The organism is Aquabacterium humicola (genome assembly GCF_030167915.1).
In the GTDB taxonomy this organism is placed as follows: domain Bacteria; phylum Pseudomonadota; class Gammaproteobacteria; order Burkholderiales; family Burkholderiaceae_C; genus Pseudaquabacterium; species Pseudaquabacterium humicola.
This window is the reverse complement of record NZ_JARGNB010000002.1, coordinates 657,362-675,091: the sequence shown is the minus strand read 5'-3', so window position 1 is coordinate 675,091 and position 17,730 is coordinate 657,362. Positions and strand designations below refer to the sequence as shown.

At 73.2% G+C, this 17,730-nt stretch carries 18 protein-coding genes; 4 read left to right on the top strand and 14 right to left on the bottom strand.

What is annotated here, in order from left to right; genetic code table 11:
- Nucleotides 1–5 precede the first annotated feature (5 nt).
- Entirely contained in the window at nt 6–2,348 is a 2,343-nt protein-coding gene (locus P1K89_RS13350) for a Tex family protein (RefSeq protein WP_284616942.1), read from the bottom strand.
- A 304-nt stretch (nt 2,349–2,652) separates the two neighbouring features.
- Between P1K89_RS13350 and P1K89_RS13345 the strand changes: the two genes are divergently transcribed.
- The 4 genes from P1K89_RS13345 (at nt 2,653) to P1K89_RS13330 (ending at nt 6,147) form a co-directional block, all read left to right on the top strand.
- Nucleotides 2,653–3,663 (top strand): chorismate transformation FkbO/Hyg5 family protein, encoded by a 1,011-nt coding sequence (locus P1K89_RS13345; RefSeq protein WP_284616941.1) that lies wholly within the window; start codon nt 2,653–2,655, stop codon nt 3,661–3,663.
- The gene (locus P1K89_RS13340) at nt 3,660–4,505 is read left to right on the top strand and encodes a MipA/OmpV family protein (RefSeq protein WP_284616940.1); all 846 of its coding nucleotides are present in this window, start codon (nt 3,660–3,662) and stop codon (nt 4,503–4,505) included. Before P1K89_RS13345 ends, P1K89_RS13340 begins: the two co-directional genes overlap by 4 nt.
- A complete protein-coding gene (locus P1K89_RS13335; protein WP_284616939.1) occupies nt 4,502–5,332 on the top strand; it encodes a lysophospholipid acyltransferase family protein in 831 nt (276 codons plus the stop codon). Before P1K89_RS13340 ends, P1K89_RS13335 begins: the two co-directional genes overlap by 4 nt.
- 65 nt (nt 5,333–5,397) lie before the next feature.
- Nucleotides 5,398–6,147, top strand: coding sequence for a glycosyltransferase family 2 protein (locus P1K89_RS13330; RefSeq protein ID WP_439897979.1), 750 nt, complete (start codon nt 5,398–5,400; stop codon nt 6,145–6,147).
- Between the two features lie 63 nt (nt 6,148–6,210).
- Here P1K89_RS13330 and fabG read toward each other — a convergent pair whose 3' ends face one another.
- The 13 genes from fabG to P1K89_RS13265 form a co-directional block, all read right to left on the bottom strand.
- Nucleotides 6,211–6,966 (bottom strand): 3-oxoacyl-ACP reductase FabG, encoded by a 756-nt coding sequence (fabG, locus tag P1K89_RS13325; protein ID WP_284616938.1) that lies wholly within the window; start codon nt 6,964–6,966, stop codon nt 6,211–6,213.
- Nucleotides 6,963–7,418, bottom strand: a complete 456-nt coding sequence (locus P1K89_RS13320) for a hotdog family protein (RefSeq protein WP_284616937.1) — start codon at nt 7,416–7,418, stop codon at nt 6,963–6,965. The genes fabG and P1K89_RS13320 overlap by 4 nt, the downstream gene beginning before the upstream one ends.
- Entirely contained in the window at nt 7,415–8,221 is an 807-nt protein-coding gene (locus P1K89_RS13315) for a beta-ketoacyl synthase chain length factor (protein ID WP_284616936.1), read from the bottom strand. The genes P1K89_RS13320 and P1K89_RS13315 overlap by 4 nt, the downstream gene beginning before the upstream one ends.
- A complete protein-coding gene (locus P1K89_RS13310; RefSeq protein WP_284616935.1) occupies nt 8,221–9,405 on the bottom strand; it encodes a beta-ketoacyl-[acyl-carrier-protein] synthase family protein in 1,185 nt (394 codons plus the stop codon). Before P1K89_RS13310 ends, P1K89_RS13315 begins: the two co-directional genes overlap by 1 nt.
- Nucleotides 9,406–9,410: 5 nt before the next feature.
- Nucleotides 9,411–10,190 (bottom strand): class I SAM-dependent methyltransferase, encoded by a 780-nt coding sequence (locus tag P1K89_RS13305; protein WP_284616934.1) that lies wholly within the window; start codon nt 10,188–10,190, stop codon nt 9,411–9,413.
- Between the two features lie 45 nt (nt 10,191–10,235).
- Complete coding sequence (locus tag P1K89_RS13300; RefSeq protein WP_439897993.1) at nt 10,236–11,075, bottom strand: polysaccharide deacetylase family protein; 840 nt, start codon at nt 11,073–11,075, stop codon at nt 10,236–10,238.
- A gap of 108 nt (nt 11,076–11,183) precedes the next feature.
- The gene (locus P1K89_RS13295) at nt 11,184–13,583 is read right to left on the bottom strand and encodes an MMPL family transporter (protein WP_350081218.1); all 2,400 of its coding nucleotides are present in this window, start codon (nt 13,581–13,583) and stop codon (nt 11,184–11,186) included.
- Nucleotides 13,580–14,155 (bottom strand): LolA-related protein, encoded by a 576-nt coding sequence (locus P1K89_RS13290; RefSeq protein WP_284616933.1) that lies wholly within the window; start codon nt 14,153–14,155, stop codon nt 13,580–13,582. Before P1K89_RS13290 ends, P1K89_RS13295 begins: the two co-directional genes overlap by 4 nt.
- Nucleotides 14,139–15,062: a lysophospholipid acyltransferase family protein gene (locus P1K89_RS13285; protein WP_284616932.1), complete on the bottom strand. Its 924-nt coding sequence runs from the start codon at nt 15,060–15,062 to the stop codon at nt 14,139–14,141. Before P1K89_RS13285 ends, P1K89_RS13290 begins: the two co-directional genes overlap by 17 nt.
- Nucleotides 15,059–15,391: a 3-hydroxyacyl-ACP dehydratase FabZ family protein gene (locus P1K89_RS13280; protein ID WP_284616931.1), complete on the bottom strand. Its 333-nt coding sequence runs from the start codon at nt 15,389–15,391 to the stop codon at nt 15,059–15,061. Before P1K89_RS13280 ends, P1K89_RS13285 begins: the two co-directional genes overlap by 4 nt.
- Complete coding sequence (locus tag P1K89_RS13275) at nt 15,378–16,760, bottom strand: AMP-binding protein (protein ID WP_284616930.1); 1,383 nt, start codon at nt 16,758–16,760, stop codon at nt 15,378–15,380. The genes P1K89_RS13280 and P1K89_RS13275 overlap by 14 nt, the downstream gene beginning before the upstream one ends.
- 4 nt (nt 16,761–16,764) lie before the next feature.
- On the bottom strand, nt 16,765–17,385 hold the full coding sequence (locus P1K89_RS13270) for a COG4648 family protein (protein ID WP_284616929.1): 621 nt from the start codon (nt 17,383–17,385) through the stop codon (nt 16,765–16,767).
- Nucleotides 17,386–17,410: 25 nt separating this feature from the next.
- Nucleotides 17,411–17,707 (bottom strand): phosphopantetheine-binding protein, encoded by a 297-nt coding sequence (locus P1K89_RS13265; protein WP_284616928.1) that lies wholly within the window; start codon nt 17,705–17,707, stop codon nt 17,411–17,413.
- Nucleotides 17,708–17,730 lie beyond the last annotated feature (23 nt).

Genomic DNA, 17,730 nt, shown 5'->3' with positions numbered 1-17,730 from the left:
GGACGCTAGCGCTTGCCCTGCAGCTTGGCGAAGGCCGCCGCCATCGCACCCTGCCCGGCGGGTGCCGGCGCACTGCGCCCGGCCGGCAGGCGCTCGTTGCGGCCCGGCGCCCGGTAGCCGTTGTCGCCGCGACCGGCCCCGCCGCCGCCCTTGCCCGGCTGCGCATCGAGCTTCATCGTCAGCGAGATGCGCTTGCGCGCCAGGTCGACCTCGAGCACCTTGACCTTGACGATGTCGCCGGTCTTGACGACCTCGCGCGCATCGTTGACGAACTTGTTCGACAGCTGGCTCACGTGCACCAGCCCGTCCTGGTGCACGCCCAGGTCGACGAAGGCGCCGAACTGCGCGACGTTGCTGACGGTGCCCTCGAGCACCATGCCTTCCGTCAGGTCCTTGAGGTCCTCGACGCCGTCGTTGAAGCGCGCGACCTTGAAGTCCGGGCGCGGGTCGCGGCCCGGCTTCTCGAGCTCGGCGAAGATGTCCCTGACCGTGATCGCGCCGAAACGCTCGTCGGCGAAGGCCTCGGGCTTCAGCGTGCGGATCACGTCGGCCTTGCCGATGAGCTCGTGGATCGGGCGCTGCAGCTTGTCCAGCACCTTCTGCACCACCGGGTAGGTCTCGGGGTGCACGCCGGACAGGTCCAGCGGGTTGTCGCCGTCGCGGATGCGCAGGAAGCCCGCGGCCTGCTCGAAGGTCTTCGGCCCCAGGCCACTGACCTCGAGCAGCTGCTGGCGGTTGCGGAACGCGCCATGCGCGTCGCGCCAACGCACGATCGACGCGGCCACTGCCGGCGACAGCCCCGACACCCGCGACAGCAGCGGCGCCGACGCGGTGTTCAGGTCGACGCCGACCTTGTTCACGCAGTCCTCGACCACCGCGCCCAGCGTGCGCGCGAGCTCGCTCTGGTTCACGTCGTGCTGGTACTGGCCGACGCCGATGCTCTTCGGCTCGATCTTCACCAGTTCCGCGAGCGGGTCCTGCAGGCGGCGCGCGATCGACACCGCGCCGCGCAGGGTGACGTCGAGCTCGGGTAGCTCCTTGCTGGCAAATTCGGATGCCGAGTAGACAGACGCGCCGGCCTCGCTGACGACGACCTTGTCGATCTTCGCGTCGGGGGCGATGGCCGAGATGCGCTTGATCAGGTCGGCCGCCAGCTTGTCGGTCTCGCGGCTCGCCGTGCCGTTGCCGATCGCGATCAGGTTCACGCCGTGCGTGGCCACCAGCTTGCCCAACGCATGCAGCGAACCTTCCCAGTCGTTGCGCGGCTCGTGCGGGTAGACGGTCGACGTGGCGAGCACCTTGCCGGTGTCCGACACCACCGCCACCTTGACGCCGGTGCGGATGCCGGGGTCCAGCCCCATCACGACACGCTTGCCGGCCGGCGCGGCGAGCAGCAGGTCACGCAGGTTCTCGGCGAAGACCTTGATCGCGGTCGCTTCGGCCGCTTCGCGCAGCCGGGTGAAGAGGTCGCGCTCCAGGCTCAGGCTGAGCTTGACCTTCCAGGTCCAGGCGATGGTCTTGCGGATCAGCTCGTCGGCCGGCCGCTTCGCATGGCGCCAGCCCAGGTGCACGGCGATGCGGCCTTCGGCCAGCGTCGGTTGACCGGGCACCACTTCCTCGTCGAGCGCCAGCTTCGCTTCGAGGAACTCCAGCGTGCGGCCGCGGAACACGGCCAGCGCGCGGTGCGAGGGCACGCGGTGGATCGGCTCGTCGTAGTCGAAGTAGTCGCGGAACTTCGCGACATCGGCGTTGTTCGGGTCCTTGCCCTCGACGAGCTTCGACTTGAAGAGGCCTTCTTCCCAGAGCCACTCGCGCAGCTTGCCGACCAGCGCGGCATCCTCGGCCCAGCGTTCGGACAGCAGGTCGCGCACGCCGTCGAGCACCGCGTGCGCATCGGCGAAGCCGCCATCGGCGTTGATGAAGGCGGCTGCTTCGCCCAGGGGGTCCAGCGAGGGATCGGCGAACAGCTTGTCGGCCAGCGGCTCCAGGCCCGCCTCGCGGGCGATCATGCCCTTGGTGCGGCGCTTGGGCTTGTACGGCAGGTACAGGTCCTCGAGCTCCTGCTTGGTCGGCGCGGCTTCGATCGCGCCACGAAGGTCCGGCGTCAGCTTGCCCTGCTCGTCGATGCTCCTGAGCACCGCGGCGCGGCGCTCCTCAAGCTCGCGCAGGTAGGCCAGGCGCGCTTCGAGGTCCCGCAGCTGCGTATCGTCGAGGCCATCGGTGGCCTCCTTGCGGTAGCGGGCGATGAAGGGAACGGTGGCGCCGCCATCGAGCAGCTCGACCGCGGCCTGGACCTGGCGCGGCGCGACCTTCAGTTCGGCCGCGATTTGCAGAAGGATCTTGTCCAATGAAACGAGGCCCGGATGCGGCCACAAAACGACAAAGCGCGCGAGTGTGCCATAGCGTATTTGATCTTCGTGAAACCCTTGACAGGGGTTACTTCCTAGGGGGCGCCGCCAAGCCGGCCGCAGAGGTCGATTCGGCATAATCCCGGCGGATCGGCAGCGCGGCTTTCGATCCGGCCCGGGGCTGGGGAGGCCCGCGCCGCACCAAGCTTCAAAGAGATCCGATGGACATCACGCTGCTGGGCCCGTCACGGGGCCCGCTGGTCGAGCTGTTGCCTGCGCCCGGTCGACGGGCGATCCAAGACCGATGAACCGGTCATCGACCTCCGAACCGCCGATGCTGCACGCGCGCCGTCGCGATGCCGGCGAACCGGCCGACGCCGGCACCTTGCTCGGCGAACTGCATTTCGGCCCGGCCCCCGCCGACGACCGCGCCGCCCCGCTGCTGCTGCCGCTCGATGGCAGCCGCGCGGTGGCCGACGGCTGGTCCGGCACCGGCCCGATGAGCGAAGGCCGCCACGGCCTGGTGCACTGGCGCCACGACGCCCACTGGCTCTACGGTTCGCTGGCCTTCGATGCACCAGTCGGCGAGCTGGCTCCCGCCGTCGAACGCGGCTACCTCGATCTCTTCGAAGCGCTGCGTGCGACCGGCTTCGTGCACCCGCTGCGGCTGTGGAACTACGTGCCGCGCATCAATGCCGACGAAGGTGGACTCGAGCGCTACCGCCACTTCAACCTCGGTCGCCAGCAGGCGTTCATCGCGGCGGGCCAGGCGGCGTTCGAAGGTTCGCCGGCCGCGTGCGCGCTCGGGCCGCACGACGGACCGCTGGTGATCCGCGTGCTCGCCGGCCGCCGGCCCGCGCTGCCGATCGAGAACCCGCGCCAGGTCTCGGCCTACCACTACCCGAACCAGTACGGCCCGCGCTCGCCCACCTTCTCGCGCGCCGCGCTGGTGGATGCCGGCGGCGGACGCGTGATGCTGCTGATTTCCGGCACCGCGAGCATCGTCGGCCACCAGACGATGCACGTCGGCGACCTGGCCGGCCAGGTGCGCGAGACGCTGGCCAACCTCGAGGCGGTGATCGGCGCCTCGCACCGCCACACCGGCGCGCGCTTCAGCCTGCGCGACCTGCAGTTCACCGTCTACGTGCGCCACGCGGAAGACGCGGCCACCGTGCGCGCGCTGCTGGTCGACGCGCTCGGCGCCGATGCGCCCGCCGTTCGCGACGCGGTGCTGCTGCGCGCGGACATCTGCCGCCGCGACCTGCTGGTCGAGATCGAGGCGCAGGCCGAGGCCCGCGGCGAGGTGTTGACATGACCTGGCGTTGCGTTCCCGCCATCGCGCTGGCCGCGCTCGGCGCCACTCTCGCGCTGCCGGCGGCCGCCGTGCAGCGCCCGCTGTGGGAGCTGGGCCTCGGGGTCGGGGCCTTGAGCCTGCCGCACTACCGCGGATCGGACCAGTCCACCACGTGGCTGCTGCCGGTGCCGTACGTCGCCTACCGCGGCGAGATCTTCAAGGCCGACCGCGACGGCGCCCGCGCGGTGCTGTTCGATTCCCAGAGCTTCGATGTCGACGTCAGCGCATCGGCCAGCGCGCCCACGCGCAGCCGCGACAACCGCGCCCGCGAAGGCATGCCGGACCTGAAGCCGACGGTCGAGGTGGGCCCGAACGTCAACTGGACGCTGGGCCGCGGCCGCGGTCGGGGTGCTGCCGTCGCCGAGTGGAAGCTCGACCTGCGGCTGCCGGTGCGCGCGGCGATCAGCGTCGGCTCCGATCCCCGCGTCGTCGGCCTGATCGCGACCCCGAACCTGAACCTCGATCTGCGCACCGCCGGCGGCTGGAACGTCGGCCTGCAGGCCGGGCCGGTGTTCGGCGACCGCAAGCTGCACAGCTACTTCTACGAGGTGGCACCGGCCTACGCGACCGCATGGCGCCCCGCCTACGCGGCCCGTGCCGGCTACGCGGGCGCCACGGCGCTGGCCGGCGTGTCCCGCCGCGACGGCGCGCGCTGGCTCGGCTTCTTCATCAAGGCCGACAGCCTCGCCGGCGCGCGCTTCGAGGCCAGCCCGCTGGTGCGGCAGCGCTCGCACTGGTCGGCCGGCATCGCGATGTCGTGGGTGCTGTCCGGCTCGTCGCGCACGGTGGACGTCGAGGAATGAAGCCGACCCCCAGCACGCCCACGCTGGCCGGCTCGTCGCCGCCGCCGCGCCGCATGGCGTGGCCGGTGGCGCTGCCGATGACCTTGCTGCTGTACCTGCTGCTGCTGCTGCTGGGCCTGCTGTCGCTGGGCTGGAACCTGATCGCGATGCTGCTGTACCCGGTGCTGCCGCTGCGCACCGGCCGGGCCCTCGGCCGCGGCGCCATCGCCTACGTCTACCGGATGTACTGGGCCATCGCCGCGGCCACCGGCATGCTGCGCCTGGAGGCCGGCGTGCTGGACGCGCTGCGCGACGAGCGGGGCCTGATCATCGCCGCCAACCATCCCAGCATGCTCGATGCCCTGATGCTGGTCGCACGCCTGCCTCGTGCCACCTGCATCATGAAGGCCAGCCTGCTGCGCAACGTCTTCCTCAGCGCCGGCGCGCGGCTGGCGCGCTACGTCAGCAACGAGTCGCCGCTGTCGATGGTGCGCCAGGCGGTCGATGCGCTGAAGCAGGGCGGCCAGCTGGTGATGTTCCCGGAGGGCACGCGCACGACGCAGCCGCCGCTGAATCCGTTCATGCCGGGCATCACGCTGATCGCCAAGCTCGCCAAGGCGCCGATCCAGACCGTCTTCATCGACACCGATTCGCCCTACCTCGGCAAGGGCTGGCCGTTGTGGCGGCTGCCGCCTTTGCCGATCGTCTTCAGCGTGCGCATGGGCGAGCGCTTCGAGCCTCAGCGCGATGCCGACGCGCTGCTGCGCGAGCTCGAGGCCTACTTCGCATCCGGCGTGAAGCCCAACCGGTCGATGCCGAAGAACCCGCCCGCCGGAGGCAGCAACTGAGCGCGCCTGCCACTGTCCGTCCACCGGCCGCCACCGCGCCAGCGGCCCGCAGCGGCAGCCACCTCGTGTTGATCCCGAGCTACAACACCGGCCGGCTGCTGCTGGAGACGGTGGCCGCGGCGCGCGCGCAGTGGAACCCGGTGTGGGTGGTGATCGACGGCAGCACCGACGGCTCCGAGCTGCCGCTGATCGCCAAGGCCGCGGCCGACCCCGGCCTGCAGGTCTTCGTGCTGCCGCGCAACCGCGGCAAGGGCAGCGCCGTGCTGCACGGCCTGGAGCTGGCGCTGAAGTCCGGCTTCACCCACGTACTGACGATGGATGCCGACGGTCAGCACCCTGCCGCGCTGATCCCGCGCTTCATGCAGGCCTCGATCGCCCGGCCCGAGACCATGGTGCTCGGCAAGCCGGTGTTCGATGCCAGCGCGCCGCTGCTGCGCGTGCGCGGCCGGCGGGTGTCGAACGGCTGGACCGACCTCGAGACCCTGGGTGCGGGCATCGGCGATTCGCTGTTCGGCTTCCGCGTCTACCCGGCGGCGGACCTCGCGGCGGTGATGCGCCGCCAGCCCTGGATGCGGCGCTTCGACTTCGACACCGAAGCCGTCGTGCGCCTGGCCTGGCGCGGCATCAAGCCGGTCAACCTGGATGCGCCGGTGAAGTACCCGCGGCCCGAGGACGGCGGCGTCTCGCACTTCAAGTACGGCCGTGATAACGCGCTATTGACGTGGATGCACGCGCGGCTGATGCTGGAGTTCGTGCTGCGCCTGCCGTTCCTGCTGGTCAGGCGGCTGCTGAGGCAGCCGCCCTTCCAGCGCTAGCCCCGCGCGGCCGGATTCACCCGGCCCTTCTTCGGTTCGCCGAAGTGCGGAGCGGATGGCGCATCAGCTCATGCCGCCGTCGATCGAGATCACCTGGCCGCTGATGTACGCGGCCATCGGGCTGGCGAGGAACGCCACCAGCTCGGCGACCTCCTCCGGCGTGCCGGCCCGCTTCGCCGGCACCAGCTGCGCGATCAACGCGGTGTCGAACACCGCGTCGGCCATCGGCGAGGCGATGATGCCCGGCGCCACCGCGTTGACGGTGACACCGCGGCTCGCGACCTCCAGCGACAGCGCCTTGGTCGCGCTGTTCAGGCCGCCCTTGGCCGCCGCGTAGTTCACCTGCCCGCGGTTGCCGCGCAAGGCGGCGATCGACGAGACATTGACGATGCGGCCCCAGCGTGTGCGCAGCATCGGCAGCAGCAGCGGCTGCGTGACGTGGAAGAAGCCGTTCAGCGACACGTCGATCACGCGGTGCCATTGTTCGGCCCGCATGCCGGGGAACACCGCGTCGTCGTGCACGCCGGCGTTGTTGACGATCACCTGCACCGGGCCGGTCTCCAGCATCGCAGCGGTGGCCGCCTGCGCGGCCGCCGCGTCGGCGACGTCGAAGACATGGCAGCTCGCGTTGCCGCCGGCGGCGCGCAGGTCGTCGGCCAGGGCCTCGATCGCCGCGGCGTTGGTGTTCGCATGCAGCAGCAGCGTGGCGCCGTCGGCGGCGAGGCGGCGGGCGATCGCGCCGCCCAGCGCGCCGCTGGCGCCGGTGACCAGCGCGCGCTTGGCGGCCAGGCGGGGGGTGTTGCACACGGCGTCGTTCATGCAGCGGGCAGCGCGTTGAGCACGACGGTCGCACGGCCGGACGCGACGGCAGCGCCGGCCTCGTCGCGCACGTCGAAGCGGTAGAGGATCTGACGCTCGTCGCCGGCCAGGCGTTCGGCGTCGACGATCAGCGCGCCGGGCACCGCATCGAGCGCCGGCACCGCCAGCTGCACGTCGCGCACGCTGGCCAGGTAGCCCGGCGTCGGCGGGCTGCCGACCGGCGCGATCAGCGCCCCATGCAGCGCCATCGCCTGCGCCGCGTATTCGATCGCCGCCGGCGCCAGCAGGCCGCTCGCGCTGCGCAGCGGGTGATCGGTGGCGCGATGGCTGTCCGCACGGCAGCGGATGCGTTCGGGCGACCAGCCGAGCAGCGCGTCGAGCAGGCACATGCGGCCCGCGTGCGGGATGCGCGCGGCGATGCCCGCATGGTCCAGCGTCTGCGGTCCGTTCATCGCCGGCCGATCTGCACGCGCAAGGCCAGGCCGTCGAGGTAGTCGATGTCGACGCAGCCGCCGGCACCGCCGGCCAGGCACGCCAGCAGCGGCAGCCCGCGCGCCGCCGGAATCGAGCGGCGCAACGACTCGAGGCCCTCGTGCGCGCAGGCGGTCGGCGAGGCGCCGTCGGCTTGCAGGCCGATGCGCAGGCTCGCGATCCCGGCCGACGCATCCGGGTCCAGCAGCAGCGCGATGCCGAAGGCGTCCGGCAACGGCCGCTTGCCGTTCAGCGGCTCCGGATAGGGCACATCGGCCGCCACCAGCAGCACCGGCCGCTTCAGCGACTGCACCTGCGCCACCGCTTCGAGCAGGCCGGCGGCGAAGCTGCCGTCGTAGGCGCACAGGCTGGTCGACGGCGCGCGCGACTGCGTCGCGATGTGCCAGTAGCCGGCCGCCGCGTTGTGCACCGAGTTCGTGAAGCGTGTCGGCGACACCAGGCGCTCGGCCTGGGCCAGCGCCTCGCACATCGCGTGGCAGTTGGCGGAGTCGGCGCCGGTCGAGCTGAACACGGTGGCCAGCGTGTGCACGTCGGCACCGGCCTGCGCGCAGGCCTGGTCGGCCACCGCGAACGACAGCTTGACGACGGCGCCCGCGCGGCGCCGTTCGGTCGGCGCCAGACGCGCCGGTGCGGCCAGCACCGTCGGCGCCGAGGTCCAGCCCGGCGGCTGGCTCAGCAGAACCTGGCCCTGCGTCCAGTCGGTGAAGCCCGGGCCGCACAGACCGATGCCTCGCACGCTCACTTCGGGCAACAGGCCGTCCATCACGCCGCCTCCTTGCCGAAGATGAGGCAGGCGTTGCTGCCGCCGAAGCCGAAGGAATTGCTGGCGATGCGCTGCAATGCCGTGCTGCGGTTCTCGCTCAGGTAGTTGCAGCGCAGCGCCGGGTCGGGCGTCTGCAGGTTCAGCCCGCCCGGCAGCAGCCCGTGCTGCAGCGCCAGCATCGAGATCACCGCCTCCAGCCCGCCGGCGGCACCCAGCGTGTGGCCGGTCGCGCCCTTGGTCGAGCTGCACGGCAGTTGCGCACCGAAGACGGTGCGCACCGCGAGGTCCTCGACGCTGTCGTTGTTCGGCGTCGCGGTGCCGTGCAGGTTGATGTAGTCGATCTGCGCCGGCGTCAGCCCGGCACTGGCCAGTGCACCGCGCATCGCGGCCGCGGCGCCCGCGCCTTCGGGGTGCGGGCTGCTCATGTGGTGGCCGTCGCTGCTCTCGCCGCAGCCCAGCAGCCACGCGGCGGCGTCGCCGTCGCGTTCCAGCAGCGCGAAGGCCGCGGCTTCGCCGAGCGACAGGCCACGCCGGTTGGCATCCCAGGGCCGGCAGATCTCGGGCGACTGCAGCTCCAGCGAACCGAAGCCGTAGAGCGTGGTCAGGCACAGGCTGTCGACGCCGCCGACGACGGCCGCATCGACCAGCCCCAGCGCCAGCCAGCGCGAGGCCTGCGCGAAGACCTTGGCGCTGGACGAGCAGGCGGTGGACACCACCATCGCCGGCCCCTGCAGCTCGAGCGCCGCGCGGACGAACTCGGCCAGCGAGTTGGTGTTGTGGGTCTGGCGGTAGTGGAAGTCCGGCGGCAGCGCGCCGCTGGCCGCGTCACGTCGGCGATAGGCTTGTTCGGTCTGCAGGATGCCCGAGGTGCTGGTGCCCAGCAGCACCGCGACGCGGTGCGCGCCGTGCCGCGCGCGGGCCGCCGCGACACGCTGCGCGAAGCCGTCGGCCTGCAGGCCCTGCCAGGCCAGGCGGTTGTTGCGGCAGTCGTAGGCCGCCAGCGCGGCGGGCAGCCGTTCTTCGTCGACGCCCGGCGCCTCGCCGATCCACATCGGCTGCTCCACCGTCTCGAAGGCGCGGTGCGCGAGGCCGCTGCGCTGCGCGCGCAGCGCAACCAGCGTTTCGGACTGGCCGATGCCCAGCGCGCTGCTGGCGGTGAACGCGGTCACGGGAACTGCACGCATGACGGTCATGCCCCTGCTCCCGGCTTGTCCGCCACCAGCAGCACGTTGGCGAACGGCGTGCCGCGGCTCATCGGCACCGGCTGCACGACGAAGCCCTGCGCTCGCAGCACCTCGACCCAGGCCACGAGCGTGCGGCCCCAGGTCGGCGGCACACGGTGGCCGCGCACCCAGGTCACGAGGCGGTCGACCCACTGGCTGATCACGAAGCCGCGGGTGCTGGCCGCGTCGCCGACGCGCAGCAGCAGCCGGCCGCCGGGCTGCACCGCGGCGAAGATGCGGCCCAGCAGCGCGGCCTGCGCCGCATGGTCGACGTAGTGCAGCACGTCGAGGATCACCACCAGCTCGCAGTCGTGCAGCGCCACCTCGCGCATGTCGCCGCAGACGAAGCCCGGGCGGTTCGGCAGGTCGCCGACCGCGGCCTGGGCGCGTTCGACGTCGCGCGGCATCAGCTCGATACCGGTGTAGGTGCAGCCGGTCGGCGCCGCCGGCCAGCCCGCGGGCCACGCGCCGCGGCGCGCCATCTCGTCGATCGCCGCGAACAGGCTGGCCAGCAGCCCCTGCCCGCAGCCGATGTCGATCACGCGGGCATTCGCACGCAGGTCGCCGCGCTCGAGCAGGCCGCGGAACACCGGGTCGCGGCCGAGCTTGCCGCGCGCGAAGTGCCAGGCGAAGCGGCCGGCACGGCGGTACGGCGCACAGGCCGCCTCGTGCAGCGCGCGCCAGGCCGCGTCGGTCGCCGGGGTGCGCGGCGGCTCGGCGGTGGAAGTCAGGGCAACGGAACTCATGCGTCTTTCGAAGGTTGGGGCCGCGTCATGCCGCGTCATGCCGCTTCATGCCGCGTCGGCCGCGAAGGCCGCCGGCAGCGTCACCGGCTTCAGGCCCGCCGCGCGCAGCCGCTCCAGCAGCGCCGGCAGCACCTCGAGCACCACCGGCGTGCCGCTCGCGCCGCGGGCGGCATGGCCGTCGTGCAGCAGCAGGATGTCGCCGGCGGCGAGGCCGTCGACGAGCCGCGCCAGCACGCGCTGCGCATCGGTTTCACGGGTGTCGAAGCCGCGCCGCGTCCAACTGGTCAGCCGCAGGCCCAGGCGCTGCAGCACCGGCTGCAGGAAGGGATTGCGCAGGCCGGCCGGCGCACGGAAGAAGCGCGGGCGCTCGTCGGTCAGGGCCTGCAGCTGCGCCTGCGCGGCTTCGAGCTCGCGGCGGAAACCGGCGGGGCCCAGCAGCGAGAAGTGATGGCGATGGCGCTGGCTATGGTTCTGCACGCTGTGGCCCCGCGCGAGCATCTGCGCCACCAGCGCCGGATGCTGCGCGGCACGTTCGCCGATGACGAAGAAGCTGGCGCGCGCGCCGAAGCGGTCGAGCAGGTCCAGCACCTGCGGCGTCACCTCGGGATCGGGGCCGTCGTCGATCGTCAGCGCCACCTCGCCGCGGGCGGCCGATGCCGCCGGCAGCCGCGTGATGTTGGGTCCCAGCAGCGACGAGCGCGGCCACAGGCCGGCGGCCGTCAGCACCGCATGGTTGGCCACCAGCGCACCGACCGCCCACGGCCAGGCGCCGGCGACGAACCAGGGCAGCACCAGCGCGGCCGCATGCAGCCCGAAGCTGGCCTGCAGCAGCGGGCTGAAGCGCGGCTCGTCGGTGGGGGGCGCCAGGGTGGCGGCAGGGGTCAGGGTGGTACGCACGGGGACCGGGGGAATGAGCCGCGGATTTTCCCATTCCGCCTGTGGCGCCCGGCCCACGCCGGCCCTCGGGACATCCCCGAGGCGGGGGACGCTGGGTCAGCGCGAGCCGGTATCCGTTCGTGACCGAATGCACGCCGCCGACAGCAGCAGCGCCAGCAGCGCGCCCGGCGCCACCACCTGCCCGATCGCGGCCAGCGCGGGGATCTTCGACATGGCAATCAGCCCGAAGGAGATCACCGTCGTCGCATTCGCCAGCAGCAGCGAGGCCAGCGTGTCGGCATCGGCCGGGCCGCCCTGCGTGAGCTGGTCGAAGAACAGCGCGTAGTTGGAACCGACCGCGATCACCAGCAGCAGGCCGACGAGGTGCAGGATGCCCAGCGGCACGCCGGCGGCCGCCAGGCCGGCCAGCGTCAGCAGCACCGCCAGCGCCAGCGGCACGCACAGCCCGACGAGCCGCCGCGCCGACCGCAGCGCCACCGCCAGCAGCACCACCAGCGCCGCGGCGCCGAGCAGCGACTGCCACAGCGCCTCGCGCAGGTAGCGCTGGTACAGGTCGCCGAGCGCCTGGCCGATGTCGACCACCTGCACCGCCGGCAGCGCCTGCAGCGCGCCTTGCACCGCCGCGGCATCCAGCGGCTGCGGGCCCGGCTGCAGCGGCAGCAGCGCGACCCAGCCGCGCTCGGCCGCCGTGCCGCTGCGCTGGAACAGCAGCGCGTCCAGCAGCGGCGCCAGCGGCGTCGTCGCGAAGGCCGCAGGGTTGACCAGCGGCAGCCCGCGCGCGGCCTGCACCTCGGCGATGAAGGGCTGCAGGCGCTCGGCCTTCAGCGGGCCGCCGGCCGTGGCCTCGGCCAGGCGCGTGGACAGGGTCTGCGCGTCGGGCAGGCTGTCGATGCGCGCGCGCTGCGTCGCCAGGCTCGGCAACCAGCGCGCGGCGCTGTCGTAGCCGCCGAGGCGACCGTCGGCGACCAGCGCATCCAGCCGCGCGCCGGCCGCCTCGGCCGCCTGCAGCGCGGCCTCGGCGCTGTCGGCCTGCACGACGACCAGCGTGCCGGCATCGCTGGCCGACAGGTCCGCGCGCAGCTCGGCATCCAGCGCCAGCGCCGCCTTGGGCACCGGGCTCAGCGACGAGAGGTCGCCGTGCCACAGCGGACCGCGCGGCCAGGCCAGCACGGCGATGGCGAGCGCGGCGAGCAGCCACGCGGCCCGGCGCAGGCGCTGCAGCCGGACGATGCCGACGGCCGCGACCGCGCCGAGCCGACGCCGCAGCCCCTGCCCCGCCGCCCCGTCGGGCCGCAGCGCCGGCAGCAGCCAGCGCGTCGCCGCCGCCGCGCCGCAAAGGCCGGCGATCGAGAACAGCCCCAGCTGCGCGAGCCCCGGAAAGCCCGACATCAGCAACGCCGCGAAACCGCAGATCGAGGTCAGCAGCCCGAGCCGCACCGTCGGCCACTGCTGCGCGAGCCAGCTGCGCCAGCCCGCGCCGGCCAGCGCAGGCCCGGCCGCGGCACGCGCCTGGATCAGGTAATAGATCGCATAGTCCACGGACTCGCCGATCAGCGTGCTGCCGAAGCCCAGCGTCATGCCGTGCACCGAGCCGAAGCCCAGCGCCACCGCCGCGATGCCGGCCACCACGCCGGTGGCCACCGGCACGAAGGCGATGGCCACCGCCGGCAGCGAGCCGAAGGCCAGCAGCAGCAGCAGGCCGATCACCAGCGTGCCGACCAGCGCGAGCTCGACCACCTCGCCCTCGATGCGTTCGCGGCTGTCGACGGCGAACAGCGGTGCGCCGGTGAGCTTCAGCTGCAGCGGTGCGAGACCCGGCTCGCGCTGCACCGCGGCGAAGCTGTCGCGCACGAACCGGATCAGCGCCGCCTGCGCGTTGAGGTCGCCGCCGGAGGCGCGGCCCTGCAGCAGCAGCACCGCGCGGGGCGCCCGGCGCGAGGCCCACACGCCGTCGTCGCTGCGCGGCGCCTGCGCCGGCAGCAGCGCCTCGGCGATGCGCTGCGCCTCGCCGGTCGGGTCGCGCTCGAGCAGGGGCTTGAACGGCGCGCCGGCCGGCGTGCCGAGCAGCGACAGCGTGTCGTCGATCGCGGCGCGCAGGCCCTCGACGCTGAAGTGCTCGGCCGTCACCGCGGGGCTCAGGTGGTAGCGGTGGCGGAAGACCCATTCGCCGGCCGCCGCCCAGGCCTGCTGCTCGCCGTTGTGCACCTGCTCGAAGCGGCCGCTGGCGCGCAGCGTCGCGGCGAGGCGCCGCGAGGCCTCGGCGCGCTGGGGCGCGGTGCCGCCTTCGATGCCCAGCAGCAGCGTGCGTGCCGCGACGCCGCTGTGCAGCTGCTCGAGCAGCACACGCTGCGCCGGTTCGGGCGACCGCGGCAGGAAGGCCGACAGGTCGGCGCTGAACGGCGTGCGGGCGATCAGCCACAGCGCGGCGGCCATCGCCAGCGCCCAGACGGCGAGCACCGTGGCGCGGCGCAACGGCCGCGCGTCCGCGGCACTCACTGCTTCGCGGCCGCGACGGGCTCGATCTGCATCACCGAGCGGTCACCGTCGGCCATGCGCATCTCGATGCTGCGCAGCTCGCCGCGCTGGCCGGCGATGCGCACGGCCGCGAGCATCACCTGCAGGCGCGGCGTCAGCGGCTTCAGCTCCATCGTCCACTGCTCGGCGCTGCCCTGCACCGCGACCTGGAAGTGCTGCTGCAGGCTGGCGAGGTTGCCGGTGAGCGTGCCGCGCACCGATTCGACGATGGCCTCGGTCTCCGGCGCGGCATCCAGCGCCATGCTGCGCGACCGGCCGTTGCGGGTCAGCGTGACGATGTTGCCGACCACCTCCATGCTTTCGGCGCGCGGCGCCAGCGTCCTGCGGCTGAAGCGGTCGGGTGCCGCGAAGCTCAAGGTGCCGCTGCTCTTCAGCGGTGCATCGAGGCCTTTGACCTCGCGCTGTTCGGTGAAGCGCGCTTCGCCGCTGCGCTTGGCCGCCAGCAGGGTCATCAGCTCGGGCGCGTCCAGCGCAAACGCGGCCGGAGCGGCCGTCAGCAGCGCCGCCAGCAGCAGTTCAGCGCGGATCTTCACGCCAGAAGTCATGGAAATTGAACCAGTTGTAGGGCTGTTCGCGGCACAGCGATTCTAGGTGGGCGACGTAGGCGGCCTGCGCCGCGGCGATGCGGGCTTCGCGCTCGGCGGCGTTCGCCGGCCGCGCGCGGAAATCGGCCAGCGGCGCGAAGCGCACCTCGTAGCGGTCGCCGCCGAGGTAGAGGCCCACCATCGTCACGATGCGCTGGCGCAGCAGGTCGGCGAGGCGGAACGGACCGTCGGACCATTCGGCCTCGCGGCCGAGGAAGGCGATGCGGCGCGTCTGCGCACGCGCCGAGGCGTCGTCGTGCAGCACGCGGTCGCCGAGCATGCCGACCAGCGTGCCCTCGGCCAGGCGGTCCCGGATCTGCAGCATGGCCTCGGGCCGGCCGAGCGCGATGATGTCCGGCACCGCATCGGGCGCGATCGCCGCCAGCGCGGCGTTGATCAGGCGCGCGTTGTCGGGGTACATGACCATCGCGAGGCGCAGGTCCGGCCGCTCGGTCGCCGCCGTGGCGCGCAGCACCTCGAAGCTGCCGAGGTGCGCGCCGATCAGGAAGGCGCCGTGGCCTTCGGCCAGCACGTCCGCGATCACCTCGTGCCCGCGCACCTCGAGCCGCAGCCAGCGGGTCTGGCGGCGCAGCAGGTAGACGCGGTCGAGGATGGTCGCGGCGAAGCAGTACACATGGGCGTAGAGCTCGCGCCAGCGCGCCGGCCGGCCGAAGACACGCTGCAGGTAGGCCGCGCTGGCGCGGCGCGCGCGTGGCGCGAACAGCACGAAGTACGCGGCGATGCCGTGCAGCACGCCGCGCGCGATCCGCCGGCCGAGCCTCAGCGCGATCCATGTCATCACCCGCAGCGCCAGCGCATTGCTGCGCTCGCGCTCGGCCGCCCAGCCGGCCTTCATGCGCCGCCTGCCGGGTCGGCGCTGCCGGGCCCGACGCTGCCGCTGGCGGCGAGCACGCCGTCGGCCTGCACCTCGAAGCGCCAGCCGCCGCGTGCGCTGACGTGCAAAGTGATCGTCAGCTCGGCGCCCGGTCCGACCGGCGCGAGAAACTTCGCGGCCTGCACCGTGACCGCCCCCTCGCCGCCGGCCCCGTGCGCGCGCAGCGTCTCGATCACCTCGGCCAGCAGCGCGACGCCCGGCAGGATCGGCCGGCCCGGAAAGTGGCCGGCGAAGGCCGGATGGTCGGGCGGCACGCGCAGCTGCCGCCGCAGCGCCTCAGTGCCGGCCATCGCGCGGAAGCTGCGCCAGCGCGAATTCGCGCAGCGCGCGCTGCGTCAGCTTGCCGGTCGCCTCGCGCGGCAGCGCATCCACATGCACGATGCGCCGCGGCACGAACACCGCTTCGAGCCGCGCCCGCAGGCCGGCCATGATCGCGGCGGCCGTCAGCTCCGGCGCGACGACGAAGGCCACCGGCCGCACGACACCGTCGGGCACGTCGTCGGGCAGCCAGAACGCGCCGTCCTGCACGCCTTCGATGCTGTTGAGGTGGAAGTTCAGGTGGCCCAGCGAGCTGCGCCGACCCGCGACGTGGATCAGGTCGTTGGCGCGGCCGAGCAGCAGGAAGCGGCGCGCATCGTCGAGCTTCAGCACGTCGGCCAGCGGCGTCGGCTCGAGCACATGGCCGCCGCGCACGACGAAGCGCTCGTCGGCATCGCCCGTCGCCGGCTCGTGCGTCAGCCGCAGCTCGCCGAAGGTGGTCCAGTGCTCGCTGGCCGCGGTGCGGCGCGTCGCGACCTGGCCGGCCTCGGTGCAGCCGTAGATCTCGATCAACGCGCCGCCGGAGCGCGCCTCGGCCTCGCGCGCGAGCTGCGGCGACAGCGGGGCGGTGGCGCTGAGCAGCACGTCGATGGCGGGCAGTTCGATCCCGGCCCCGAGCAGCGCCTTCAGGTGGAAGGGCGTCGTCACCAGCGCGCGCGGCCGCGGCACCTCGGCCAGCGCCTGCACGATGTCGGCCGGGTAGAACGGACGCCCCGAGTGGAAGGCCGCGCCGCCGTGCAGCGCCAGCAGCAGCGCCGACTCGAAGCCGTAGCTGTGCTGGGTCGGCACCGTCGAGACGATGCCCAGGCCGGCCATCGAGGGCCGCTGCAGCAGTTCGGCCAGGCGCTCGCGCGCACCGGCGGAGTTGGCATGCAGCTGGGCCCAGGTCTTGGCGTGCGGCTGCGGCACGCCGGTGGAGCCGGACGTCAGCAGGCAGGCCGCGCTCAGGTCGCCCTCGGCGTTCACCGGCTCGAAGCCGCCGGCCGGGTCGGTGCCGAGCGTCGGCACCAGCGTGTCGCAGCCGGGCACCCGCTGCCCGGGATCGTCGCTGGCGACGAACAGCGCACCCTGCGCCGCGTGCAGCGAGGCCAGCGTCTCGGGCCGCGCGTTCGGCGGCAGCAGGCTGGTCCGTCCGCGCAGCAGCGCGGCCCCGAAGGCCACCGCGAAGGCATAACGGTCAGTGCACAGGTTGACGGCCGCACCGGCGGCCGGCAGCCGCGCGGCGAAGGCCCGCACGTCGGCCAGGTACTGCGCGGCGCTGATCGCGCGGCCGTCGCGCCAGGCGACCACCGAACCGGCATCGTGGCCGGCCAGCAAGGGCAGCAGGTTCGTCGACATCATGCGGTCACGGCTGCTGCCGGAATGCCCGCACCGCGTCGGCGATCGAGACGCGCTCGAACTCCGGGTGCAGGCGGTAGCGCAGCCAGTGCTCGCCGACGAACAGCAGCGCGATCGTCGCCGGCGTCAGCAGGTTCGCCAGCAGCGACCAGGCATCCCACGATCCCCAAACGAAGACGATCGCCGACAGACCCGCCATGCCGAAGAAGTAGCCGGTCCACAGCCGGGTCACGGCCGTCGTGTAGGCCAGCAGTTCGGGCCCCATGCGGCCGCCGTGCACGCGCCGCGCGACCTGGCTGATCAGCGGCAGCCCGGGTCCGCGCAGGCTGGCCGCGAAGCCCAGGCCCAGCGCCGCATGCACGCCCGCATGCTGCGCGAGGTACAGGCGCTTGACGTCGCCCAGGCCGCCGGCCGCGACGATGAAGACCAGCGCCGTCAGCGCGGCGAGAGTCAGCCCGGCGACCAGCACGTTGCCGCGCCGCCAGGCGAAGGCCAGGCACGGCAGCAGCAGCGGACCGAAGATCGCGGCCACCGCCCACGGCGCATCGGCCGCGTGCAGCATCGACCAGTGCGACAGCGCGGCATAGGCCAGCAGCGCGCCGAAGCCCAGCAGCAGGCGCAGCGTCACGGCGCACTCCGCAGCTCGGCCCTCTCTAGACCGTGCGGTGCGTGGCGACGTGGCCGGCCAGGCTGCGCAGCGACTGGAAGATCAGGTGGTTGTTCTGGTCGTCCGAGCGCAGCTGGAAGCCGTAGCGGCGCGACACCTCGAGCGCGAGCTCGAGGATGTCGATCGAATCCAGGCCCAGCCCGTCGCCGTACAGCGGCGCGGTGGGATCGATGTCGGCCGGCTGGACCTCGAGGTTCAGCGCTTCGACCAGCAGCGCCGCCAGCTCCGCTTCGAGCGCGTTCGGCGCGGACATCGACGGGTTGGACGAGACGGGTGCGGACATGGTGGAGGACGCGAGCGGGACTG

Coding starts and splice junctions, on each gene's coding strand:
- P1K89_RS13345 (WP_284616941.1), top strand. CDS start 2,653: ATGAACCGGTCATCGACCTCCGAACCGCCGATGCTGCACGCGCGCCGT.
- P1K89_RS13340 (WP_284616940.1), top strand. CDS start 3,660: ATGACCTGGCGTTGCGTTCCCGCCATCGCGCTGGCCGCGCTCGGCGCC.
- P1K89_RS13335 (WP_284616939.1), top strand. CDS start 4,502: ATGAAGCCGACCCCCAGCACGCCCACGCTGGCCGGCTCGTCGCCGCCG.
- fabG (WP_284616938.1), bottom strand. CDS start 6,966: ATGAACGACGCCGTGTGCAACACCCCCCGCCTGGCCGCCAAGCGCGCG.
- P1K89_RS13320 (WP_284616937.1), bottom strand. CDS start 7,418: ATGAACGGACCGCAGACGCTGGACCATGCGGGCATCGCCGCGCGCATC.
- P1K89_RS13315 (WP_284616936.1), bottom strand. CDS start 8,221: ATGGACGGCCTGTTGCCCGAAGTGAGCGTGCGAGGCATCGGTCTGTGC.
- P1K89_RS13310 (WP_284616935.1), bottom strand. CDS start 9,405: ATGCGTGCAGTTCCCGTGACCGCGTTCACCGCCAGCAGCGCGCTGGGC.
- P1K89_RS13305 (WP_284616934.1), bottom strand. CDS start 10,190: ATGAGTTCCGTTGCCCTGACTTCCACCGCCGAGCCGCCGCGCACCCCG.
- P1K89_RS13285 (WP_284616932.1), bottom strand. CDS start 15,062: ATGAAGGCCGGCTGGGCGGCCGAGCGCGAGCGCAGCAATGCGCTGGCG.
- P1K89_RS13280 (WP_284616931.1), bottom strand. CDS start 15,391: ATGGCCGGCACTGAGGCGCTGCGGCGGCAGCTGCGCGTGCCGCCCGAC.
- P1K89_RS13275 (WP_284616930.1), bottom strand. CDS start 16,760: ATGATGTCGACGAACCTGCTGCCCTTGCTGGCCGGCCACGATGCCGGT.
- P1K89_RS13265 (WP_284616928.1), bottom strand. CDS start 17,707: ATGTCCGCACCCGTCTCGTCCAACCCGTCGATGTCCGCGCCGAACGCG.